Here is a 23,243-nt window from a genome sequence, read left to right as displayed (position 1 = left end):
CGCTACTCCGCCCAGGGGTCCTTCTTGTCGTCGGCGATCGGCTCCTCGAGCGGCACGACGAGGATCGGCCGGGACTGGCGGTGCGAGAGCCGGGCGGCGACGGATCCGGTGAAGAACTCACGGATCGACTCTCCGAGGCCCCGACTGCGGGTGCCGACCACGATCAGCTGCGCATCCAGCTCGCCGGCGAGGTGCTTGATCGCGAGCGCCGGGTCGCCGACGAGCTGGCGCGCGGTCCAGGTGACCCCGGAGCCGGCCAGCGCCTTCTCGACCTCGCGGCGCAGCTCGGCGAACTCCTCCGCACCGGTGTCGATGTTCAGGTCGATCGGCGCGGAGTGCACCATCCCGTCCGGATCCTCGAAGGTCACGAACCGGGTGACGTCGACGTGCACGACGACCAGCGCGGCCTTCAACAGGCCGGCGTAGCGGACAGCCTCGGCGAGCACACGCGGGGGCTGTCCCGGCCGGAGCGCGACGATCACGGCCTTCTGCAACTGCGGATCCTGCAGCTCCTGATCCTCGGGGGTGGAGGCTGTGTCGCTCATCTCGTCGTTCCTCTCGGTGCGGCGCTACCGGGGACCCGTCACGGCGAGGTGAGGTGGCCCGCGTGCTATCCTGGATGCTACTCTTACCGGCCGCGAGCCGGTGCCGGAAATAGACAGCGGGCCCCGCATCGCCCACTGCTTACAGTAAGGGGGTCTCGCGCATGGGCCGTGGCCGTCAGAAGGCAAAGCACACCAAGATTGCCCGCGAACTGAAGTCGTACAGTCCGTCGGTGAACTACTCGGCGCTCGAGCGCGAGCTGGGTCACCCGGAGACCGACGACCAGTACGTCGACAAGTGGGCGGATCAGTACACCGACGAAGACGAGGACGAACTCGAAAAGGCCTGAGCCTCGTCGTCCGAAACCCCGCCCCGAGTCCGCTCGCGGCGGGGTTCGTCGTCTTCTGGAACAGCCTCACGCCTGACCGGTCCCGAGCGCCCGCGCGCCCCTGCGAGGATGGATCCATGCCTCACGTCGTCGCGCTCTACCGCCATCCCGTCAAGGGGTTCACCCCCGAGAAGCTGCCCGCCCTCACCGTGCAGGCGGACGGGCGGATCGCCGGTGACCGCGTGCTCGCGTTCCGCTTCGCCGATGCGGCGGCCCCCGAGGAGCGCGACGGACTGGACTACTGGCCGAAGTCCAAGGGTCTCGCGCTCGAGACCTTCCCCGGCCTCGCCGCGCTGCGCCTGGCGTACGACGACGCGGCGCAGAGCATGCGGATCGACCACGCCGGGGAGACGCTCGTGGAGGCGGGCCTGGACGAGGACGGCCGCGCCGAGCTGGTCGATGCGGTGACCGCCTTCGTGCTCGACTCCCCCGACGGCAAGCGCCTGCAGCGCCCGGGACGGCTGCCCCTGACGCTCGTCGGCGACGGCGCGAGCTCCCGATTCCAGGACCGTGGGCGCGGCTACGTCTCGGTGCACAGCGACGCGAGCGTCGCCGCACTCGGCGCCGCGCTCGCGCAGGACGTCGACGACCGCCGGTTCCGCTCGAACATCGTGATCGGCGGCGTCGACGCGTGGGACGAGCTGGACTGGCAGGGCGAGGTCGCGATCGGCGACGTGCGCCTCGCCACGGCCGGGCCGATCGTGCGCTGCCTCGCGACGCACGCGAACCCCGACACCGGCGAGCGCGACGCGAGCGTGCTCAAGACGCTCACCGGATCCCTCGGGCAGGACGAGCCGACGCTCGGCCGGCTGTTGATCCTCCCCGGGGTCAGCGGCGCCGTGGGTGACGACGCGGGCGTCGGCGGCACGATCCGGGTGGGCGACGAGGTCAGCCTCGGCTGAGGCTGACGCACCGCTCTCAGGATGGTTCTGCCGATCGCCCCTGTGCGCCCGTCGACACGACGCGATCCAGCGAATCCGTCCTGAGAACGGACGTGCCGAGCGCGGCGCTCAGCCCACCGCTGTCACGCGTACGATGAGCGCCGTCTCGGGGTGTACGGAGGGCATGACGATGCCGATGCGCCCGAGGACCCGGCCGGTCAGCGCCACCCCCTCCCGCTGCCAGGCCGCGAGGTTGCCCTTCAGCCCGCGCAGGCTGAGCGGTTCGATCTCCACCCGGTAGCGCCGGTCGTCGTCGAGCCCTGGCAGCCGGAAGCGCCCGGCGCTGGCGGTCGCTCCGACGGCCAGCGCCGTGAACAGGTAGAGGGCGCGGCCGGCGTCCTCGGCGATCACGCCCTGCAGCGCGAACGCCGGGTCGGGCGTCTCCGCCCGCACCATCCGGCCGCTGTGCAGCAGCGCGCGCTCCCGCTTGTGCAGGGCGATCCAGTCCGCCAGCTGTGCGCGCTCGTCGTCGTCCCAGCCCCGGATGTCGGCCTCCACGCCCAGGTGCCCGAACAGCGCCACGGACGCGCGGAACGCGAGCGTGTGCGTGCGACCGGTGACGTGCGACGGCGCCGAGGCGATATGCGCGCCGATCAGCTCGGGCGGGATCAGCTGCGCGGTCCACGCGTTGATCCGCAGTCGCTCCAGCGGATCGTTGTCGTCGGATCCCCACACTCGATCGGTGCGCTCCAGCACACCCAGATCGACCCGGCCGCCCCCGGACGAGCAGGATTCGATCTCTAGCCCGGGGTGACGACTCTTGAGGTCGTCGACAAGACGGTAGAACGCCGCGGTCTGGCCGTGCACGCCGGGAGCGCGGCGCGGCCCCGAACCCGCCTCGACGAGATCGCGATTGTGGTCCCACTTGAGGTAGGCGATGTCGTACTCGTCGAGGAGGGCCAGCAGCGCATCGCGGATGTGGGCGTAGCAGTCGGGATTCGCGAGGTCCAGCACCTGCTGATGGCGCCCCGTGAGAGGCCACTCCGAGCGGGCCGACATGATCCACTCGGGATGCGCGCGAGCGAGATCCGAGTCCGGGTTCACCATCTCCGGCTCGACCCAGAGTCCGAACTGCATGCCGAGACCGCGCACGTGATCGATGAGCGGGTGCAGCCCGAGCGGCCACACCTCGGCGGAGACGGTCCAGTCGCCGAGCCCCGCACGGTCGTTGCGGCGGGCGCCGAACCAGCCGTCGTCGAGCACGAAGCGCTCGACGCCTACGGCGGCGGCCGCGTCTGCGAGCTCGATGAGGTCTTCCTCGTTCTGATGGAAGTAGACGGCCTCCCACACGTTGAGCGTGACCGGGCGGGCGGTGCGGGGATGCTGCGGGCGGGCACGCAGCATCCGGTGCGACTGCACGGCCAGCGCATCGAGGCCGCATCCGTAGAACCCGTACAGCCACGGGGTCGCGTACTCCTCACCCGGCGCGAGGCGGCCCTCGCCCGGCAGCAGCAGCTCGCCGCCGGCGAGCACCTGCCGCCCCTCGGCGACCCTCTCGACCTGATGCACGTGGTTGCCGGACCAACCCACATGGATCCCCCAGGCCTCCCCCGAGGAGAAGTCGAAGCCGTGGCGCCCCACGATCAGCGCCATCGCGGCGCCGAGCCCGGTGCGGCCGCGGCGGTTCTCCCTGCGGTGAGCGCCGACGCCGAGTCGCCGGCGCTGCGGAACCCGCTCGACCGCCCAGCGGCCCGCGAAGTCCAGCGCCTCGTCCGCATCCAGGGGCACCGGCAGCGTCGGCATCAGCGACTCGAGCCGGTACACGTCGTCGCCCCTGTTGCGCACAGCGGCCCGGGTGCGGATCGCACCGGATCCGGTGAGCTCGATGTCGAGTGCGAGAGTCAGCCGCGCCTCGTCGTCCAGGGCGGTGACGCGCACCGAGGCCGGACCCGACGAGAGGATGAGGCGCCCGCCCGACGACGGATCCGAAGGACCCTGACCTCCGACGGGAGCACCGTCGATCGCGACGCCGGTCACCCGGAAGCGCGGTGACCAGTGCGCGCCGTCCCGGGATCCGCTGATGCCGGGGGTTCCGCTCCAGCCCCGGGAGAGCTCGGGAAGCACCGACACCGGCACGACCGCGTCCACCTCGCTGCCCGCATCCGGGAACACGCCGGAGAGGGCGAGCGCCTCGAAGCCGGCGTCGTCGAGCGGACCGCAGGACGCGCCCCAGTGCACGACGACGGGAAGCCCTCCGTCCCGGATGTCCAGGACCAGGGCGACGCCGCCCGTCTCCAGCACGATGCCGAGATCCACGGTTCCGGCGCTCGCCTCATGGCCGTCGAGAGTCAGTGACGACATGATTCCCCTTCCTGGGCGGTTCGAGTATTGTTTACGTTGCCATGCAAGGGACCAACGTGCAACGGATCAAGGACGGCGCACCACGCGCCTCGATCAAGGACGTCGCCCAGCGCGCAGGCGTGTCGCCGCAGACCGTGTCGCGGGTCGCCAACGGGTACGTGCATGTGCGACCCGAGAAGCGCGAGAAGGTACTGGCCGCGATGAAGGAGCTCGGCTACCGGCCGAACAGCGCGGCGCGCAACCTGAAGTCGGGCCGGTTCCGCAGTCTCGGGGTCGTCACCTTCAACATCACGACGCTGGGCAACGAGCGCACGCTCGAGGCCGTCGCGGAGGCGGGCGCGGCCGCGGGCTACACGACGACCCTGATCCCCGTGACGGATCCCACCCGCATCTCGGTGGCGGGCGCCTTCGGGCGCCTCGAGGAGCAGGCCGTCGACGGCATCATCCTGATCATGTCCGCCGAGTTCGGCTCGCCGGACGACTACGCCCTCACGGCAGGGCTCCCGCTGGTCATCGTCGATTCGACCGCGACGGCGGATCACACGCTCGTCGACACCGATCAGGAGCAAGGCGCTCGCACCGCGATGCGGCACCTGCTCGACCTCGGCCATCGACGCATCGCCCACGTCGCCGGGCCGCTCAAGTCGTTCTCCGCGCACCGACGCGAGGACGCCTACGCGCGCGTCTGCCAGGAGCACGCCCTCGCCACCCCCGCCCGGCACCGCGGCGACTGGTCCGCGGCGTCGGGCTACGCCGCCGGCCGGGAGATCCTCGCCGAGGAGCCGCGTCCCACGGCCGTCTTCGCCGCCAACGATCAGATGGCGCTGGGCGTGATGCGCGCCGCGCACGAGGCGGGCCTGCGCATTCCGCAGGACCTCAGTGTCATCGGCTTCGACGACAGCGACGACAGCGGCAGCTACTGGCCGCCGCTGACCACCATCCACCAGCATTTCGACGTCGTCGGCCAGCGTGCGACCGAACTGCTCATCGCGATGATCGACGGGGAGCCGCTGCCCGAGAACCCGCTGATCACGACCCGGCTCGTGGTCCGCGACAGCACCGGCCCGGTGCCGGTTCAGGACTGACCGCACCTCAGAACTCGATCGGGCCGAGCCGCGGCTCCGGAGCGAACCGGACCGTGGGTCGCTCCAGGCCGCGCAGCTCGAGCACGAGGATCTCGTTGCCCTCCCCGCGCAGCAGCGGAGCCGGCACGTACAGGGTCTCCTGCGGTCCCCGCGCCGAGTAACGGCCCAGCGCGAAGCCGTTGATCCAGACCGCGCCGGACCCCCACCCCCGCACGTCGAGGTGAAGATCGCCTGATGCGTCCGCATCGAAGCTGCCGGCCAGCAGCACGAGCCCGCCCAGCGGGACCCCCCGCAGCACGGGCGTCCCGTGCGCCGCGAGCGCGGCGCGGACTCCGTCGGCCTCCAGCTCCAGGGGCGAGACGAGCCAGCCGTGCAGCTCCTCGCCGTCCAGGCGCACCGGGCCGATCAGGCCCTTGGCCTCGCCGATCCTGGGTCCGTAGTTCACGCCGCCCAGGTGCTCGACCAAGATCGACAGCTCCCCACCCGAGGGCAGCGCGAGCACGCGGTCGTGCGCCTCACGATCGAGGATGCCGACAGCGTGGCCGTCGAGCAGCACGTGCGCGCGGTCGCGTACCTCTGCCACAGTGAGCGCGCCACCGCGCGGGATCTCGATCGCGTAGCGAGAGTATCCGCGCGGCGACCCGAAGGCGGTCGCGGCGGGAGCCGTGTCGTGCGCGCTCCAGCGCTCGGCTCCGGCGTCCGCGAGCGCGACGGCGCGTTCCAGCGGCGCCTCCAGGACGCGCGAGGGCGAGCGCGGGGCGGGACGGTCATCCGGCACCGGCGCATGCGCCGCGATCACGTCGCGGAACCGCCAGTACTTCTCGGTGGGCGTCCCGTCCTCGGCGATCGGCGCGTCGTAGTCGTACGAGGTCGCGATCGGCCGGTAGACGCCCTTGTCGTTGGCGCCGGCCATGTACCCGAAGTTGGTGCCGCCGTGCACCATGTAGATGTTCACGCTCGCGCCCGCGGCGAGGATCGCCTCGAGCTCGGCAGCGCTGTCGGCCGCCGACGTCGTGTGGTGCGGCTCGCCCCAGCTGTCGAACCAGCCGCACCAGAATTCGGCGCACATGAGCGGCCCACTCGGCTGATGCCGCCGCAGTGCCGCGAGCCTTTCGACCGCGCGCGACCCGAACGACGCCGTGCTGAGCAGCTCGGGCAGAGTGCCGTCGTCGAGCATCGCATCGGTCGGCTGATCGACCGTGGTCAGGGGCACGTCGATGCCCGCCGCCCTGGTCATGTCGGTGAGCGCGCGCAGATAGGTCTTGTCGGATCCGTAGGCGCCGTACTCGTTCTCGATCTGCACCAGGATCACGCCGCCGCCGTGCGTGAGCTGGCGCGGCCGGACGATGTCGTACACCGCGCCCAGATACCGCTCGACCTCGGCGAGGTAGCGCGGATCGCGCGAGCGCACGGCGATCGTGCCGTCCTCGATGAGCCACTCGGGAAGGCCGCCGTTGTGCCACTCGGCGCAGATGTAGGGGCCGGGTCGCACGATCGCGAACATGCCCTGGGCCCGGACCAGGTCGAGGAAGCGTCCGAGATCGAGGCCGTCCTCGGCGGCGAACGCCCCGCGCCGTGGTTCGTGCGCGTTCCAGGGCACGTAGGTCTCGATCGTGTTGAGGCCCATCTGCCGGGCGGTGCGCAGCCGGTCCTCCCACTGATCCGGGTGGATGCGGAAGTAGTGCATGGCCCCGGAGATCACCTGGAACGGTGCTCCGTCGAGGAGGAAGTCGGTCTCGCCGATGGCGAAGGCGGGCATGGGGTCTCCGGGGTTCGTGAGGATCGGCGTCGGAGGACGCCGGACGGAAGGGGCGCGGGATCCGCATCGGCGGACCCCGCACCCCCGAGGGCGGATCCGGGTTACTTGTTGACCTGGAAGCCCTGCTGGTTGCCGTAGTCGACGAGCGTCTTCTGCCACTCCTTCAGCGCCGCATTCAGATCGCCCTTGGCGCCGATCGCCTTGCCGACCGAGTCGCCGAAGACGTTGTTGGCGTAGCCCTGGAAGGGCAGGTACTGCCAGCCGGGGATGACCGACTTCGACGCCGCGACGCCGACCTGGTTCGCCTTCTGGCTGTCGACGAAGGCCGGGAAGGTGCGGTTCGCCCACGCCTGGTCGTCGAACGTGGCGACGGTCGAGGGGAATCCGCCCTTGTTGACGAGGTCGCGTCCCTTGCCGTCGGCGAGGAACTGCAGCACCGCCGCGGCGAGGGCCTTGTTCTTGCTCTGCTCGGTGACCGTGATGCCGCTGCCGCCGTTCTCAGCGGAACCGGGAGTGCCGTCCCACGTCGGCATGGGCGCGACCTTCCACTTGTCCACGCCGTAGTCCTCGCCCATGTCGATCATCCAGGAGCCCATCATCAGCGTGGCGAGCTTGTCCTGCGCGAGCGCCTTGGTCCACTCGTCGGACCAGGTGGCGAGCGGGGAGAGCTCGCCCTTCTGCAGCATCCCGCCCCACATGTCCGCGAACTTCTTGCTGCCGGTGTCCTGCAGGTCGATCGTGACCTTCTCCCCGTCCGTCTTGAACGGGTGACCGCCCGAGGCCCAGATCATGCTGGTGAAGAAGCCGGCGTCGCCGCCGGTGGCGATGTAGGCGTCCGGGTTCGCCGCGTGCAGCTTCGCGCTGTCCGCGGTGAACTCGTCCCAGGTCTTCGGCGCCTCGGTGATGCCCGCGGCGGCGTAGAGCTTGGTGTTGTAGATCATGACCATGGGACCGGAGTCCAGCGGGAGGCCGACGAGCTTGCCGCCGACGTTGACCGCGTTCCAGGTGGAGGCGGTGAACTTGTCCTTGTAGCCGTCCAGGCCGTAGGGGGTCATGTCCGCGAGCGCACCACTCATCGTGAGCTGCGGCATCGTCTGGTACTCCACCGGCACGATGTCCGGAGCACCGGATCCGGCCTTGACCGCGTTCTGCAGCTTGGTGACCGTCGCATCGGGGTTGTCGAGCTTGACGACCTTGATCTTGACGTTCGGGTGCTCCTTGGTGAAAGCGTCCGCCCAGTCCTGGGTCGTGTCGCCCCAGGTCCACCAGGTGAGCTCACCGCCCTTCTTCAGCGCGGCGTCGATGTCGGCCTTCGAGCCGCCGGAGGCGGCGTCGCTGCCGCCCTGGCAGCCGGCGAGGGCGCCCATCATGAGTGAGGCGGCGCCGACGACGACGGCGGCGCGCATCCAGATGTTCTTCTTCACTGCGGGTTTCCTTTCGGGAGGTGATGCAGAGTTCTTTCGTGCGTGGGATTCGTGATGCGGGGAGGGTGGATGGATGCGCGGCTACTTGACGCTTCCGGCGGCGAGGCCGGACTGCCAGTACCGCTGCAGGTACAGGAACGCGGCGGAGATGGGCAGGACCGTGAGCAGCGAGCCGGTGATGACCAGCTGCGGGATCGGCGCCGTTCCGATCGAGGCGGAGGCGGACGCCCACTGGCTGAGCCCCACGGTGAGCGGATACCACTCGGGGCTGGAGAGCATGATCAGCGGGAGGAAGTAGTTGTTCCACGTCGCGACCACCGCGAACATCAGCACGGTGATGAAGGCCGGGGCGAGCTGGCGCAGCGAGATCGAGAAGAAGATCCGCAGCTCCCCCGCGCCGTCCAGACGCGCGGCCTCGATGAGCTCGTCGGGGATCGCTTCCGCGGCGTACACCCACACCAGGTACAGACCGAACGCGCTCACCAGCGACGGGATGATCACCGCCGCAGGCGTGTTCGTCAGACCGAGCTTGCTGAACAGCAGGAACTGCGGCACGGCGAGCACGGATCCGGGGATGGCGAGCGCGCCGAGGATGATCGCGAACACGGCCTTGCGCCCGGGGAAGCGGTACTTCGCGAGGCCGTAGCCGGCGAGCGTGGCCAGCAGGGTGGCTCCGCCGGCGCCGACGACGACGTAGAGCACGGTGTTCAGGAACCAGCGCAGGAAGACGCCGTCGTCGTAGGCGAAGGTGTCCGCGATGTTCGTGAACAACGAGAAGGTCGGCCCGAACCACAGTCCGGGCGTCGTGTAGAGGTCGGACTTCGACTTGGTGGCGTTCACCACCAGCCAGAACAGCGGCCCCAGGCTGTACAGCAGCATGAGAGACATGACGATCATCAGCGTGATCGAGGTGCGGGTGCGACGCGGCGAGGTGCGCCGCGTGCGCCGGACCGGGCGCTGCGCGACCCGTCCGCTCGCGAGCCGGCTCGGGCGCCGTCCGGTGACAATGGCCTCGGTGTCCCTCGGCTCTGCGCTGTTCGAGGTCATGACGCTCATCACTTCTGCTCCTTCGAGCCCATGGACTGCGCGACGAAGGCGATGATCATCGTGATCACGCCGGAGATGATCGCGATCGCGGCGGCGTAGTTGAACTGGGATCCGGCGAACGACAGGTTGAACGCGTACATGTTCGGCGTGAAGTAGCTGGAGATCGAGTTCGGCGCGATCTTCTGCAGCACGGCGGGCTCGTTGAACAGCTGGAAGCTGCCGATGATGGAGAAGATGGTCGCGACCACGATCGCGCCCCGGATGGCCGGCAGCTTGATGCTGAACACCGTGCGCAGCGCACCGGCGCCGTCGATCTCGGCCGCCTCGTACTGCTCCTGCGGCACCGCCTGCAGCGCGGAGAAGAAGATCAGCATGTTGTAGCCGACGAACTCCCAGGTGACGATGTTGCCGATCGCGGGGAGGATGAACGTCGCCGACAGCGGGGAGGGCACGACGTCGCCGAGCCAGCGGTTCAGATCGGCGACGAGACCGAACTGGTCGCCGTACATGTAGCCCCAGATCATCACGGCGACGACGCCGGGCACCGCGTAGGGCAGGAAGATGCTGAGCCGGTAGAACGGCACGAAGCGCAGTCGCGCGCTGTCCAGTGCCAGGGCGGCGACGAGTGCGAGGATCAGCATGATCGGCACCTGTACCACGAGGAACAGTACGACACGGCCGGTGGCGTCCCAGAACTTCGGATCCACGATCGCCAGTGCGTAGTTCTCGAAGCCGACGAAATGCGTGCCTCCGATCAGGGAGTCGCGGAACAGGCTGAGATAGATCGCGTACAGCAGCGGCGCGATGAGCACCAGCGTGAACACGAGCATGAAAGGACCGACGAACCACCAGCCGGCCCAGGACCGCCGGGAGCGTCGGAGCCCCGTCATCGCCATCGACATCAAGTCACTTCCTCGTGATTGGTTGCGTTACCAAGAGCACTATAGGCACACTATGGTTACGTAAACAACTCACGGTTCGGAAACGTGATGTTTACGTTGCCAATCCGTCGAAGTTCCACCGTATGGACGATGTGCGGAGGCAGACGGAGGCCGACCAGATGGACAGAAGACGAAGGAGTTGGATCCATGCAACGACGACGATGGACGCAGGGGGCGATCGCGCTGAGCGGCGCGATCCTCGCCCTTGCCCTCGCCGTGCCGGCTCAGGCCGCCACGACCTCGACGCGACCGGCCGCCGGCCCCGCGCCGACCCAGATCCCGCAGCTCACCGGTGCCGAGCTCTCCGCGAGCTGGACGGCGCCGCTGAGCACGCGCGGGCGCTACGTGGTGGACGCGGACGGCGACCGGTTCAAGCTCATCTCCGCGAACTGGGACGGCGCGCAGGGGCATTGGAGCGGGAACGGATCCAAGTCCGACCCGACCACGCACAACAGCGGCGACAGTTACGACATCCCGATGGGTCTGGACCGGGTGGCGCTGCCGACCCTGATGAGTGACTTCCACTCGATCGGGATCAACAGCATCCGCCTCCCCTTCTCGAACGAAATGCTCGGGATGACGGCGGCCGTGCCGGACGCAGCGGTCGCGGCGAACCCGCAGTTGCGCGGCAAGACGCCCCTGCAGGTCTTCGACGCCGTGATCGACGCGCTCACCGCCGACGGCTTCGCCGTGATCCTGAACAACCACACCACGACATCACTGTGGTGCTGCGGCGTGGACGCCAACACCAAGTGGTACAGCAGCCAGACCACCGAGAAGTGGATCTCGGACTGGGTCATGCTGGCCCAGCGGTATCGGACGAACCCGCGCGTCGTGGGCATGGATCTGCGCAATGAGGTGCGACGAGATGTGACCGACGACGCGAACTGGGGCATGGGCGATGGCAACGACCTGTACAAGGCGTACCAGCAGGCGGCCATCGCGATCCAGAAGGTGAACCCGGACGTCCTCATCGTGATGGAGGGCATCAACTGGCAGGGGGTGCCGATCGACGGCTTCTTCCACGACCGGCCGATGCTGAAGCCGGTCGCGAACACGTCGAACACGATCCTGCACCCCGACAAGCTCGTCTATTCGGCGCACGTGTACGCGTACACCGGCCCGCAGCACACCGGTGCCACGGGCCTCGGCGAGACGCACGACCTGCGCTATCGGGACATGACGGCGGCGCAGCTCGCCGATGCCGTGACGCAGGAGGCGCTGTTCGTCACCACCGCCGGGCAGCACTACACGGCGCCGGTGTGGATGAGCGAGTTCGGCATCCGCGGGGCCGGGGAGACGGATCAGAAGAACATCGACTGGTGGAACAACTTCACCGACCTGCTCGCCGCCAACGACACCGACTTCGCGGCATGGCCGCTGGTCACGCAGGCCGATGCCGCCGGCACGTTCGCCGACACCTACGCTCTGCTCGGATACCGGCCGGACGGCAGCAGGATCAGCATCGCCGATGACTGGCGATACGCGGGGTGGCAGAAGCTCGTGACCTCCGTCGGCAAGACCGGGCACGTCGACCCCCCGACGCGCTGGAACATGCTGGGCAGCGACAGCTACCTGCCCGACACGAACGCCTCTGTGCTCATGCAGGACCGTCCCGACTGGGATCCGGGCCAGTGGAAGGGCGTCTGCCCGGACACCGAGCGCCTCCAGGGCGTGTCGCGCAGCAGCAACCGCGCCCTGTGCACCGACGCCGGGCAGCCGTCCCTCACGACCGTGCGCCACGTCGTCGGCAACGAGGCGAACGTGCAGTCCGACTGGGCCGGCGGCTACAGCAAGCTGCAGTGCGCGAACGGCGAGATCGCCGTGGGCCTCAGCCTGACCATCGGCACGGTCAACCGCTGGGCCACGTCCACGCTGCTCTGCGCGCCGAGCACGACCGCGCTGCCGCAGAGCGCCGGCCGCACCCTCTGGTTCGACCGCGCGGACAACCGGCCTGCGGGCGGAGGCTCGACCGCGAGCGACTGGGCGCCCGGACGCTTCAAGGGGCAGTGCGCGGACGGCGAGTACGTCGCCGGCATCGCCTACACCTATCAGCGGGTCCAGGGCGGCGTGCCCAGCGCTCTGCTCTGCAAGCCGCTGCACTGACCCATGCACCTGTCCCGGACGGCGTACCGTCGCTCCGGGACAGGCGCACGACCCTGCGCGACGCGACAGCGCCCCTCGACCCGACCCCTGCACCGCATTCCCCACCCCGGAAGGATCCGCCGTGATCGACACGATCCACGTCGTCTTCAAGACCCACCTCGACATCGGCTTCACGGCGCTCGCGCGCGACGTGATCGCCGGGTACACCGAGCGCTACCTGCCGCGCGCGATCGAGCTCTCCGAGGAACTGGAGCGCCGCGGCGGGCCCGCCCGGTTCGTCTGGACAACCGGGTCCTGGCTGATCGATCACGTGCTGCGGGCCGGCACGCCCGCCCAGCAGGACCGGCTGGACGCCGCCCTGAGAGAGGGACGGATCCACTGGCACGCACTGCCGCTCACGACGCACACCGAGCTCATGGATCCGTCGCTCGCCGCGTTCGCCGCGTCGATCGCACAGGGGCTGGACGCCCGGTACGGTCGGCGCACCATCGCCGCGAAGATGACCGACGTGCCGGGGCACACCATCGGGCTCGTGCCTGTGCTCGCCGCGGCGGGGATCGAGTACCTGCACCTGGGCGTGAACGGCGCCTCCGCGGTCCCCGACGTGCCCGAGTTCTTCGTGTGGCGCGCACCCGACGGCGCCGAGGTCGTGGTGAACTACGCCCGCTCCTACGGCTCGGAGGGGCTCGACCTCGCCGTGGTGCCGGGCGGCACGGACGCGCTGCACCTCGCGCACACCGGTGACAACAACGGCCCGCCCTCGGCTGCCGAGGTCGAGGAGCTGTTCGCCGCCCTGACGGCCGCGCACCCCGGCGCACGGATCGTCGCATCGAACCTGGACGACTTCGCCCGCGCCGTGCTCGCGCACCGCGACGCCCTCCCCGTCGTGACCGCGGAGATCGGCGACACCTGGATCCACGGCGCGGGCGCCGATCCCCTGCTCACGGCGGGACTGGGCGTGCTGCAGGGGCTGCGGACCACGTGGCTGCGCGACGGCGCGCTGGATCCGTCGTCCGCGGAGCACCACGACTTCGGCGTCGCCCTGCTTCGCATCGTCGAGCACACCTGGGGCGAGGATCTGAAGACGTACCTCCCCGACTACGTGAACTACGCCAAGGCCGACTTCCGTGCCGCGCGCGCCCGCGATGTCGTGGATCCGTCCGCGAATCCCGCGGACACCCGCGCCTACGACTGGGCGTGGGCGGAGCATCCGTCGCCGCAGGGCCTCACCTATTCCGGCTTCGAGGCGTCGTGGGCCGAGCAGCGCGCGCACCTGGATGCCGCGCTCACCGCGCTCGCCCCTGAGCGCGCCGCAGAGGCGCGCGCAGCGCTGGCCGAGCTGCGTCCGTCGGCGGACACCGGTGCCGGCTCCGCCACCCCCGAGGCCGAGGTGAGCGTCGGCGAGGAAGTCGCGCTGGGGCGGTTCCGGGTGACGTTCGGGGCGGACGGCGCGATCACCGGGCTGCGCGACGAGCTCGGGGCCGTGTGGGCGGATCCGGAGCATACGCTCGGCGCCTTCCGGCATCAGACCTTCGACGAGCGCGACGAGGAGCGCTGGCTGCAGCAGTACTGCCGCGATCTCGGACACACCGGCGTCTGGGCGATCCCCGACCAGGCGAGCCCCGGGCTCGCGATCGCCGAGACCCTGCCGGCGCGCGTGACGGCGCCCGAGCTCCGCGGCCTCACGATCCGCACTGCGCCGGAGGGCGACGGCAGGGCGCTTCTCGAGCTGACCCTCCCGGAAGAGCTCGTCGCCGAGACGGGGGCGCCGCGGCAGGTCCGCATCGAGTACCGGTTCCCGCAGGGCGAAGGCCCGATCCGGATCCTGCTCGACGTGTGCGGGCGGGAGGCGTCTCGGCTGCCCGAGGCGAGCTGGTTCGGCTTCCGTCCGGCGCCGGCCGAGAGGGCCGCCGCCGACGCCTGGGCGCTGCGCAAGCTCGGCGTGCCGGTGGACCCCCGGCGCGTGGTGAGCCGCGGCAACCGCACGCTGCACGCGGTGACGGCCGTGGAGCGCCGCGGATCCCGTCCGCTGCGCCTGCGCACCGTCGACGCCCCGCTCGTCGCGGTCGGCACCCCTGCGCTGCTGCGCTTCGACGACGAGATCCCGGATCCGGCCGACGGATTCGCCGTGAACCTGCACAACAACGTGTGGGGCACGAACTTCCGGATGTGGTTCGATGACGATCTGCGCTACCGGTTCGAGCTGGATCTCGACGGCGCCCCCCATCCCCGCAGAGGAGAACCGATGACCGACGTCCGCCGCACGTCCGCCGCCGATGACGCACTCGTGACGAGCCCGCTGGTGATCATGGCCGTGCGTCCGGACGGGTTCGAGGCGGTGTGGGCGGTGAGCCGGCTCAGCCGTGGACGGCTCGAGTGGCGCACCGACCGCGCCGAGGGTGAAGCGCGGATGGATCCGTTCGGCATGACGCCCCAGGGCGAGCAGGTGCTGCGGGTGCGCGCCGAGGGGATGCACCCCGGCACGACGGTGCAGGTGCGCGCGGTCACCGAGGCGGTCCGCGACCCCGGCGCGCAGCACGTGAGCGCATGGAAGACCGTGCGCCTGCTGGATGCGTCCGCCGCACACGCCCGGATCGCGGTGTGGAACGACACGCACCAGCGCGACGACACGATCCGCGCCCTCGACGAGCAGACTCCGGCGGTCGACCTGCTGGTGTGGAACGGCGACCTCTGCAACGACTGGAAAACCCCCGGCCAGTTCGTGAGCACCGTGCTCTCCCCCGCCCAGCGCGACATCAGCGCCGACCGGCCGCTCGAGATCACGATCGGCAACCACGACGTCCGCGGGGACTGGGCGTTCCAGCTGCAGGACTACGTGGCGACCAGGGACGGCCGGCCCTTCTCCGCCGCGCGGATCGGGCCTGTGGCGTGCCTCTTCCTGCACACGGGCGAGGACAAGCCCGACGCGCACCCCACCTTCGAGGGTCGCGTCGCGTTCGAGCCGCTGCGTGCCGAGCAGGCGCTGTGGCTGCGCGAGGCGATCGCACGGCCGGAGATCCGCGACGCGCCCTACCGTCTCGTTTTCTGCCACATCCCGCTGCGCTGGCTCGACGAGACCCCGGCCGACTACGACCGCGACGGGTACGACTGGTTCAGCCGGATGAGCCGTGATGCCTGGCACGATGCTCTGGTCGCGTGGGGCGCGCAGCTGATCGTCTCCGGCCACACCCACGAGCCCGCCCTGATCCCCGCGGACACGGCGTTCCCGTACGCGCAGGTCGTCGCCGGCGGCCCGGATCTGGACGCCGCGTCCCTCGAGGCCGCAACCTGGATCGACCTCCGGGCGGATCCCGAGGCCCTGCGCCTGGAGATGCGCACGCTCGACGGCGCCGTACGCCTCACGCATGTCCTCGCGCCGCACGCGCCCGACCGGTCACGCTCCGATGGAGGCGATTAGACCTCGGGCCTACCAGCGCCGGCCGTGGCGCCGCTCCCACGCGGCCTCGACCGTGATCGGACGCCCGGCGTAGACGCCGGCGGGGATGGATGCGACGAGCAGAGCGGTGAGCACGATCAGCGGCACCTGCCAGCCGCCGGTCGCGGTGTGCACGATGCCGAGCAGGAGCGGGAAGATCGCGGCGAGCACGTAGCCGCAGCTCTGCACGAACCCGCTCAGCGCGACCGCGGTCTCCGACTCGCGCGCGCGAATACTGATCAGCACCAGCGCGAGCGGGAAGAGCAACCCGGCGAGCCCGTACAGAAGCACCCACAGCCACACGATCGACGGAGCGGGGAACAGCAGCAGGCCGAGCAGGCCCAGCACCGCGCCGAGCGCGCCGATCACATAGAGCCAGGTGGTCGCGTGGAAGCGCACGATGAGCACCGGCACGATCAGGGACGCGGGGAAGCCCGTGAACGCGAACAGCGACAGCAGCAGACCGGCCTGCTGCGGAGTCGTGCCGACGTGCTCGACGAGGATCGTGGGCAGCCAGGCGAACGCCGTGTAGGCCATGCTCGCAGACGTGCCGAACACGACCGCCAGCGTCCAGGCGAGGGGAATGCGGGCCAGCCGGGAGAAGACGCGCGAGCTGGACGGCGCCGTCACGATCGGACCAGTGGAAAGCGCCGCGGCGTCCTCGAACGACGGCCGGGCTGATGCGGTCCCGGCCGGATCCGTCACGTCGGCCTCGACCTGATCCTGTGCCCGGTCGCCGACCGCGGGCGCTGCCTCGGTCTCCGCGGGCGGGGCCGTGGCACCGACAGCCGTGCCCTCGGTCCGCGCGCGCAGCAGCATCACGATCCAGGGGATCGTCCCGGCGAGCGCGAACACGGCCCACATCGCGAGGGACACCCGCCAGCCGGCGACGTCCGCCGCCGGGACCGCGACCAGCGGCGGCAGGAACGTCGAGAACGCCATCACCGTCGTGTACAGCGTCATCATCAGGCCGAGCCGGTCGGGGAAGTACTTCTTCACCAGCGGCGGCATCAGGATGTTCGCCATGCCGACGCCGGCGAACACGAGCGCCGTGGCGATCAGCAGCGTGGTCGCGTCGACGGCGAACCCGCGCCCGACGAGCCCCACCGTCACGGCGCTCAAGGCGATGACGGCCACCCGCTCGAGACCGAGCCGGCGCTCCATGAGCGGGGTGAGCAGCCCGAACAGCGCGAAGCACACCGGCGGCGCGGTTCCGATCAGGCCGACCACGGCAGCCGGCATGGGGAAGTCGCGCGCCACGTGGTCGACGACCGGTGACAGCGAGGCCACGGCGGAGCGCAACGAGAACGCGACGAGGACGATGCCGAGCACCGCCAGGACGCGCCCGCGCCAGAGCGGTCGGACCTCGGGTCCGCCCGCCGTCACGAGCTCTGCGATCCCTCGAGCCAGCCCAGGTACTCCTCGGTGACGGTTCCGGTGACGTACCGGCCGTCGAAGGGGCTCAGGTCGAGATCGGTGAGCTCGGATCCCTCGGTGATCGCGGCCTTGAGGTCCTCGACCTCCTGGTACACGAGCCGGTCGGCGCCGAGCACCTCGGCGATCTCGGGGATCGTGCGGCCGTGCGCGATGAGCTCGTGCTTGGACGGCATGTTGATGCCGTACACGTGCGGGTGCCGGATGGGCGGGGCTGCGGAGGCGAAGATGACCGACTTCGCGCCGGCGTCGCGCGCCATCTGGATGATCTGCTTCGAGGTGGTGCCGCGCACGATCGAGTCGTCGATGAGCAGCACGTTCTTGCCCTTGAACTCAGTCGACATCGCGTTCAGCTTCTGACGCACGCTCTTCTTGCGCACCGCCTGCCCCGGCATGATGAAGGTACGGCCGACGTAGCGGTTCTTGTAGAAGCCCTCGCGGTACTCGATGCCGAGCTTGCGGGCGACCTCCATCGCGGCGGGCCGCGAGGAGTCGGGGATGGGCATGACCACGTCGATCTCGTCCAACGGCACGTGCTTCGCGATCGTGTCGGCGAGGCGGTCGCCCATGCGCAGCCGCGACTCGTACACGGAGATGCCGTTCATGACCGAGTCGGGCCTGGCCAGATACACGTACTCGAACGCGCAGGGCGCGAGGACCGGATCCGCCGCGCACTGCTTCGTGAACAGCTCGCCCTCGTTGGTGATGAACACGGCCTCACCCGGCTCCACCTCGCGGACGATCTCGTAGTCGCCGTTCTCGAGCACGAGGGACTCGCTCGCGACGACCCACTCCTCGGCCCCCTCGCGGGTGCGCTTGCCGAGGATCAGCGGGCGGATCCCGAACGGGTCCCGGAACGCGAGCAGCCCGTATCCGGCGAGGATGGCGATGACGGCGTACGCGCCCTCGATGCGCTTGTGCGTGCGCGCGACCGCCTCGAAGATGCGCTCCGAGTCGAGGTCGACGGTCGAGGTCGAGGTCTGCAGTTCGTGCGCGAGCACGTTCAGCAGCAGCTCGGTGTCACTCGAGGAGTTCAGATGACGGCGATCCCGGTGCGCCATGTCGGCGGTGAGCTCGCGCGTGTTCGTGAGGTTGCCGTTGTGGATGAGGACGATGCCGTACGGCGCATTCACGTAGAACGGCTGGGCCTCCTCCTCGCTCGACGCCGTGCCCTTGGTGGCGTAGCGCACGTGGCCGAGGCCGACGTTGCCGAGCAACGAGCGCATGTCGCGGGTACGGAACGCCTCGCGCACCATGCCCTCCGCCTTGGCCATGTGCATGACCCCGCTCGGCTCGGCCGTGGCGATGCCGGTCGCGTCCTGGCCGCGGTGCTGCAGCAGCAGGAGCGCGTCATAGATGTCCTGGTTGACCGGGGCGTGCCCGACCATTCCGACGATGCCGCACATGAGGTCAGTTCGCTCCGTCCGCGTAGGCGCCGACCAGGCGCACGGCACCACCGTCGACGCCCTTGGCGCCCTGCTCGAAATCGCCGGCCGGGCGTGCGGCGACGGCATCGAGCCGCACCGTCCCGACCTGCCAGGTGTCGATGCCCCCGGCCGTGAGCGCGTCGGCGATCGCGGTGGCGGAGGCGGCGTCGACGACCGCGAGGAAGCCGATGCCGAGGTTCCAGGTGCCCTCGCTGGACTCGAGCGAGGTGCCCGCCAGATCGCTCAGCACACGGAACACCGGGGCCGGGGACCACGTGGAGCGGTCGACCTCGGCCCAGGATCCCTGCGGCAGCACGCGGGCGAGGTTCGCGGCGATGCCGCCGCCGGTGACGTGGCTGAGGGAGTGCACGGCGCCCTCGAAGCGATCGGTCAGGCCGAGCAGCGGAGTCGTGTAGAGGCGGGTGGGGGTCAGCAGCGCCTCACCCCAGGTCGCGCCGAGGTCGTCGGCGCGGTCGCCGTAGCCGATGCCGGCCTTGGCGAGGATGTGCCGCACGAGCGAGTAGCCGTTCGAGTGCAGGCCGCTGGACGCGAGGGCGAGCACGACGTCGCCGTCCCGCACGCGCTCGGATCCGAGGATCCGGTCCGCCTCGACGATGCCGGTCGCCGCGCCCGCGACGTCGTAGTCGTCGACGCCCAGCAGACCCGGGTGCTCGGCCGTCTCGCCGCCGACGAGGGCAGTGCCGGTGAGCTCGCAGGCCTCGGCGATGCCGCGCACGATGTCGGCGATGCGCTCGGGGACCACCTTGCCGCAGGCGATGTAGTCGGTCATGAACAGCGGCTTCGCGCCGACCACGACGATGTCGTCCACGACCATGCCGACCAGGTCGTGCCCGATCGTGTCGTGCTTGTCGATCGCCTGCGCGATGGCGACCTTCGTGCCGACGCCGTCGGTGCTCGAGGCGAGCAGCGGCCGGCGGTAGCCGAGCAGGGCGGAGGCGTCGAAGAGACCGGCGAATCCGCCGACCCCGCCGAGCACCTCGGGTCCGTGCGTGGCACGGACGGCGGACTTCATGAGTTCGACGGCGCGATCGCCGGCTGCCGTATCGACGCCGGCCTCAGCATAGGTGCGGGAGGACACCCGTCAATCCTACCGGCGGGCGACTGTGCGAAGACCCGGGAGACCGCCGCCGTCCCGGCCCGCCCGCAGGGCGGTCGGACGGACCGATCCGAAATGTCCTGGTGCATCGTCCGCGGACCTGGTAATACTTGACTCCCCCGATCCTGAGAGACCCCTGAAGGCGTGTGACGCGCTGGATGTGAGACCGCACGGCAACGACGCCGTGCGGTGGCAAGTGGAGAGGACGATCGTGGCACGCACTCAGAAGGACAAGGGATCCGCACCTGCTCCGGCGGAGGAGGCGGCCGCCGTGAAGAGATCGGCGCCGCGTCGCCGCGCGGCGAGTGCTGCGGCCGCGAAGGCTCCGGTCACGCCCGTGGCGAAGACAGCCGGCGCATCGCGATCACGCGCCCGCAAGCCGGTGCCGATGCCCACCACGTCGGCGAACACCGGACCGCTGCCGGTGGCCGCCCCCACGCTCGATCCCGAGATCGCTCCCGGGGAGCCGCCGGTCCGTCGTCACGGCCTGCGGAACATGTCGGAGATCCGGCACTTCTTCCGCACCAACCGCACCCCGATCTTCTTCGTGGGCGCGTCGTCGTTCAACCTGCTGGGCCTGGATCGCTGGGTGCGCGGATTCTCGTACATCGCCTACTACGACAGCTGGCAGGGCGCGCATCCGCGCGTGTTCAGCCCGATCCACAAGCCGTACATCGAGTGGGAGAGCGGCGAGCAGATCAACAACTGGCTGCTGCGCCACCACGAGGTGCGAGCGCACATCGCCCGACTCACTCCGGCGGGAGAGAAGCCGCGCATCGCGCTGGTGTTCTTCGACGAGGAGACCGAGGCGATCTGCGAGGAGCTCGGCTACGAGCTGATCCTGCCCAAGGCGTCACTGCGGGAGCGCCTCGACTCGAAGATGGTGACCACCCGGATCGCGGACTCCGTCGGCGTTCCCAGCGTGCCGAACGTGATCACGAAGGCGGAGTCCTTCGAGGACCTGATGGCGCAGGCCGAGAAGGCCGGTCTCGGATCCGACCTCGTCGTTCAGACCGCTTACGGCGATTCGGGCAAGACCACGTACTTCGTCACCGACCGCGCTTCGTTCGACAAGAACGCGGCCGACGTGATCGGCCATGAGATCAAGGTCATGAAGCGGATCAACAACCGCCCGATCGCCGTCGAGGCGGTGCTCACCCGGCACGGCACGATCGTCGGCCCGTTCATGACCGAGATCACCGGGCACAAGGAGCTCACCCCGTATCGCGGTGGCTGGGCCGGCAACGAGATGTTCCCGGGCGTGCTCGACGAGCCCACCCGGCATGCGGCGACCAGCCTCGTGCGCAAGCTGGGCGACGCGCTGAGCGCGGAGGGCTACCGGGGCTTCTTCGAGGTCGACGTGCTGCTGGACACCGACACCGGCGACGTGTACCTGGGCGAGCTGAACCCGCGCATCTCCGGCGCCTCCGCGATCACGAACGTGACCGCGGGCGCGTACGCCGACATCCCGCTGTTCGTGTTCCACCTGCTCGAGTTCTCCGGGGTGGAGTTCGACCTCGACGTCGACGAGATCAACGACCGCTGGGAGGAGCTCGCCGCCGCCGACCAGTGGAGCCACATGATCATCAAGCACACGGATCCGACCGTGGAGCACATCGATGTGGCTCCGCCCACCGGCCGTTACGTGCTGGATGCGTACGGTCGCCTCGCATTCTCGCAGGGCGACCTGGACTGGCACCTGCTCGGCAGCGAGTCGGAATCGTTCTTCCTGCGGATCTACGGCCCGGGAGACTACCGTTGGAAGGGCGCGGATCTGGGGATCCTGGTCACCAAAGGCCGGCTGCAGACGCCCACAGGGCGCCTGTCCATCCGCGCGAAGCATCTCATCGAGTCCATCCGGGCGATGTACGCGGCCACGCCGCTGCCGCCCGCGGCGGAGATCGACGAGCACGAGCAGATCGGAACCGAACCGACACCATGAGCGGTGATGTGACACCCCCGTCGACGGACACCTGGAACGGCACCATACCGGCGGCGGGCGGTGCACCGGACGGCCCGCGACCGATCGACGGGTTCATCCCCCCGCTCGAGGCCTGGCAGCAGGAGCCCAACCTGCGCTGGTCGATGCAGCACATGGCGGACTTCCTGCCGGTGCACGAGATCTCCTCGCGAGGGCGCACGCTCGCGCTGCCCTCGGTGCCGGCCGATCTCAGCCACATCGACGTCCCGCACCCGTGGGAGCCGCGTTCGGCGCCGTTCGAGGACGTGATGGCCTCGACCTTCACAGACGGATGGATCGTCTCGCGCGACGGCGCGGTCATGGGCGAGCAGTACACCGGCACGATGTCAGCGAGCGTGCTGCACCTGCTGATGTCGGTGAGCAAGTCGCTCACGACGGCCGTCGCCGGCACGCTCATGGGCGCCGGAGCGCTGGATGCGGGAGCGCAGGTCACCGCCTACGTCCCGGCTCTGGCCGGATCCGGCTACGAGGGCGCACGCGTGCGCGACCTGCTCGACATGCGCACGGGCGTGCGGTTCTCCGAGGCGTATCTGGACGAGAACGCCGAGGTCCGCCTGCTCGAGGAGGCCATCGGCTGGGCGCCGCGCAGGCACCCCGACACCCCTGGCACGCTGCGCGACTTCCTCGCGACGCTGGGCGCGGACGGCCCGCACGGCGGCCGCTTCGACTACAAGTCGTGCGAGACCGACGCGCTCGCGTTCGTGCTCGAGGGCGCGACCGGCGTGCACGCGGCCGATCTCATGTCCGAGCGGCTGTGGGGTCCGATGGGGGCGGAGTTCGGCGCGAACGTCGGCGTGGACGCGGTCGGTGCGGGCATGTTCGACGGCGGCGTCTCGGCGTCCCTGCGGGATCTGCTGCGCTTCGGCACGCTGTTCCTCCGCGACGGCGCAGCGATGGACGGGAAGCAGGTACTTCCCTCGTCCTGGATCGCGGAGACCATGGCCGGCGCACCCGACTCCCGCGCGGCGTTCGCGAACGCGGCGGAGCCCACGCTCATGCCCGGCGGCATGTACCGCAACGGGTTCTGGTTCCCGTACCCGGGGTCCGACGTCTTCCTCGCGCTCGGCATCCACGGACAGATGATCTACGTCAACCGTGCCGCGAACGTCGTCGCCGCCAAGCTCTCCAGCTGGCCGACGCCGCAGGATGCCGAGCGGCTGCTGTGGACGATCAAAGCCTTCGACGCCGTCGCCCGAACGATCGGCTGACCGGCGCGTTTCGCGGCACCGGATCCGCATTTCCGGTTCGGGGAGCGATGCCGGTCCTGTTCCTGCACGGATCAGGACGGACATCGCTCCCTGAATCGTGAATCG

The 23,243-nt window shown here is 70.1% G+C and carries 16 protein-coding genes; 7 read left to right on the top strand and 9 right to left on the bottom strand.

What is annotated here, in order from left to right:
* Positions 1-2: 2 nt before the first annotated feature.
* Positions 3-545: a universal stress protein gene (locus tag AC1DCT_RS13025; RefSeq protein WP_440733092.1), complete on the bottom strand. Its 543-nt coding sequence runs from the start codon at positions 543-545 to the stop codon at positions 3-5.
* Between the two features lie 161 nt (positions 546-706).
* On the opposite strand from AC1DCT_RS13025, the gene AC1DCT_RS13020 reads away from it, so the two are divergent.
* Together AC1DCT_RS13020 and AC1DCT_RS13015 are read left to right on the top strand one after the other, a co-directional pair.
* Entirely contained in the window at positions 707-892 is a 186-nt protein-coding gene (locus AC1DCT_RS13020) for a DUF3073 domain-containing protein (protein ID WP_440733091.1), read from the top strand.
* 116 nt (positions 893-1,008) lie between these two features.
* Entirely contained in the window at positions 1,009-1,833 is an 825-nt protein-coding gene (locus AC1DCT_RS13015) for an MOSC domain-containing protein (RefSeq protein WP_440733090.1), read from the top strand.
* A 108-nt stretch (positions 1,834-1,941) separates the two neighbouring features.
* On the opposite strand, the gene AC1DCT_RS13010 is transcribed toward AC1DCT_RS13015, so the two are convergent.
* Positions 1,942-4,173 carry an alpha-galactosidase gene (locus AC1DCT_RS13010; protein ID WP_477429631.1) on the bottom strand — a complete coding sequence of 744 codons (2,232 nt, stop codon included), beginning with the start codon at positions 4,171-4,173 and terminating at the stop codon, positions 1,942-1,944.
* 41 nt (positions 4,174-4,214) lie between these two features.
* On the opposite strand from AC1DCT_RS13010, the gene AC1DCT_RS13005 reads away from it, so the two are divergent.
* Positions 4,215-5,258, top strand: coding sequence for a LacI family DNA-binding transcriptional regulator (locus AC1DCT_RS13005; protein WP_477229760.1), 1,044 nt, complete (start codon positions 4,215-4,217; stop codon positions 5,256-5,258).
* Between the two features lie 7 nt (positions 5,259-5,265).
* On the opposite strand, the gene AC1DCT_RS13000 is transcribed toward AC1DCT_RS13005, so the two are convergent.
* The 4 genes from AC1DCT_RS13000 to AC1DCT_RS12985 all read right to left on the bottom strand — a co-directional run bounded on the left by AC1DCT_RS13000 (position 5,266) and on the right by AC1DCT_RS12985 (position 10,384).
* Positions 5,266-7,017, bottom strand: coding sequence for a glycoside hydrolase family 35 protein (locus AC1DCT_RS13000; protein ID WP_477429629.1), 1,752 nt, complete (start codon positions 7,015-7,017; stop codon positions 5,266-5,268).
* A 101-nt stretch (positions 7,018-7,118) separates the two neighbouring features.
* Complete coding sequence (locus tag AC1DCT_RS12995) at positions 7,119-8,441, bottom strand: ABC transporter substrate-binding protein (protein ID WP_441977373.1); 1,323 nt, start codon at positions 8,439-8,441, stop codon at positions 7,119-7,121.
* 81 nt (positions 8,442-8,522) lie between these two features.
* Positions 8,523-9,488 carry a carbohydrate ABC transporter permease gene (locus tag AC1DCT_RS12990; RefSeq protein WP_441977538.1) on the bottom strand — a complete coding sequence of 322 codons (966 nt, stop codon included), beginning with the start codon at positions 9,486-9,488 and terminating at the stop codon, positions 8,523-8,525.
* 8 nt (positions 9,489-9,496) lie between these two features.
* On the bottom strand, positions 9,497-10,384 hold the full coding sequence (locus AC1DCT_RS12985) for a carbohydrate ABC transporter permease (RefSeq protein ID WP_233312527.1): 888 nt from the start codon (positions 10,382-10,384) through the stop codon (positions 9,497-9,499).
* Positions 10,385-10,576: 192 nt separating this feature from the next.
* On the opposite strand from AC1DCT_RS12985, the gene AC1DCT_RS12980 reads away from it, so the two are divergent.
* Together AC1DCT_RS12980 and AC1DCT_RS12975 are read left to right on the top strand one after the other, a co-directional pair.
* A complete protein-coding gene (locus AC1DCT_RS12980) occupies positions 10,577-12,535 on the top strand; it encodes a glycoside hydrolase family 5 protein (protein WP_477429627.1) in 1,959 nt (652 codons plus the stop codon).
* 121 nt (positions 12,536-12,656) lie between these two features.
* Positions 12,657-15,953: a DUF5054 domain-containing protein gene (locus AC1DCT_RS12975; RefSeq protein WP_477429626.1), complete on the top strand. Its 3,297-nt coding sequence runs from the start codon at positions 12,657-12,659 to the stop codon at positions 15,951-15,953.
* Positions 15,954-15,962: 9 nt separating this feature from the next.
* Here the strand turns inward: AC1DCT_RS12975 and AC1DCT_RS12970 are convergent, their stop codons facing one another.
* The 3 genes from AC1DCT_RS12970 to purM are packed head-to-tail and all read right to left on the bottom strand — an operon-like array spanning position 15,963 to position 19,931.
* Entirely contained in the window at positions 15,963-17,357 is a 1,395-nt protein-coding gene (locus tag AC1DCT_RS12970; RefSeq protein WP_477429624.1) for an MFS transporter, read from the bottom strand.
* Positions 17,354-18,811 carry an amidophosphoribosyltransferase gene (purF, locus tag AC1DCT_RS12965; RefSeq protein WP_441977378.1) on the bottom strand — a complete coding sequence of 486 codons (1,458 nt, stop codon included), beginning with the start codon at positions 18,809-18,811 and terminating at the stop codon, positions 17,354-17,356. The genes AC1DCT_RS12970 and purF overlap by 4 nt, the downstream gene beginning before the upstream one ends.
* Before the next feature lie 4 nt (positions 18,812-18,815).
* Positions 18,816-19,931, bottom strand: coding sequence for a phosphoribosylformylglycinamidine cyclo-ligase (gene purM, locus AC1DCT_RS12960; protein ID WP_477429622.1), 1,116 nt, complete (start codon positions 19,929-19,931; stop codon positions 18,816-18,818).
* 229 nt (positions 19,932-20,160) lie between these two features.
* Here purM and AC1DCT_RS12955 point away from each other — a divergent pair, with 229 nt between their 5' ends.
* Both AC1DCT_RS12955 and AC1DCT_RS12950 read left to right on the top strand, forming a co-directional pair.
* Positions 20,161-21,891, top strand: a complete 1,731-nt coding sequence (locus AC1DCT_RS12955; RefSeq protein ID WP_441977380.1) for a biotin carboxylase — start codon at positions 20,161-20,163, stop codon at positions 21,889-21,891.
* Positions 21,888-23,138 (top strand): serine hydrolase domain-containing protein, encoded by a 1,251-nt coding sequence (locus AC1DCT_RS12950; protein ID WP_440733078.1) that lies wholly within the window; start codon positions 21,888-21,890, stop codon positions 23,136-23,138. Before AC1DCT_RS12955 ends, AC1DCT_RS12950 begins: the two co-directional genes overlap by 4 nt.
* Positions 23,139-23,243: the final 105 nt, after the last annotated feature.

The sequence above is a fragment of the Microbacterium sp. 10L49 genome (assembly GCF_056395125.1).
Note: the sequence above shows the minus strand (reverse complement) of the source record. Positions and strands in the feature narration are given on the sequence as shown.

What these genes read in the sequence shown, in the direction of transcription:
- AC1DCT_RS13025 (WP_440733092.1), bottom strand. Translation starts at nt 545, where the DNA reads ATGAGCGACACAGCCTCCACCCCCGAGGATCAGGAGCTGCAGGATCCG.
- AC1DCT_RS13020 (WP_440733091.1), top strand. Translation starts at nt 707, where the DNA reads ATGGGCCGTGGCCGTCAGAAGGCAAAGCACACCAAGATTGCCCGCGAA.
- AC1DCT_RS13015 (WP_440733090.1), top strand. Translation starts at nt 1,009, where the DNA reads ATGCCTCACGTCGTCGCGCTCTACCGCCATCCCGTCAAGGGGTTCACC.
- AC1DCT_RS13010 (WP_477429631.1), bottom strand. Translation starts at nt 4,173, where the DNA reads ATGTCGTCACTGACTCTCGACGGCCATGAGGCGAGCGCCGGAACCGTG.
- AC1DCT_RS13005 (WP_477229760.1), top strand. Translation starts at nt 4,215, where the DNA reads ATGCAAGGGACCAACGTGCAACGGATCAAGGACGGCGCACCACGCGCC.
- AC1DCT_RS13000 (WP_477429629.1), bottom strand. Translation starts at nt 7,017, where the DNA reads ATGCCCGCCTTCGCCATCGGCGAGACCGACTTCCTCCTCGACGGAGCA.
- AC1DCT_RS12990 (WP_441977538.1), bottom strand. Translation starts at nt 9,488, where the DNA reads ATGACCTCGAACAGCGCAGAGCCGAGGGACACCGAGGCCATTGTCACC.
- AC1DCT_RS12985 (WP_233312527.1), bottom strand. Translation starts at nt 10,384, where the DNA reads ATGGCGATGACGGGGCTCCGACGCTCCCGGCGGTCCTGGGCCGGCTGG.
- AC1DCT_RS12980 (WP_477429627.1), top strand. Translation starts at nt 10,577, where the DNA reads ATGCAACGACGACGATGGACGCAGGGGGCGATCGCGCTGAGCGGCGCG.
- purF (WP_441977378.1), bottom strand. Translation starts at nt 18,811, where the DNA reads ATGTGCGGCATCGTCGGAATGGTCGGGCACGCCCCGGTCAACCAGGAC.
- AC1DCT_RS12950 (WP_440733078.1), top strand. Translation starts at nt 21,888, where the DNA reads ATGAGCGGTGATGTGACACCCCCGTCGACGGACACCTGGAACGGCACC.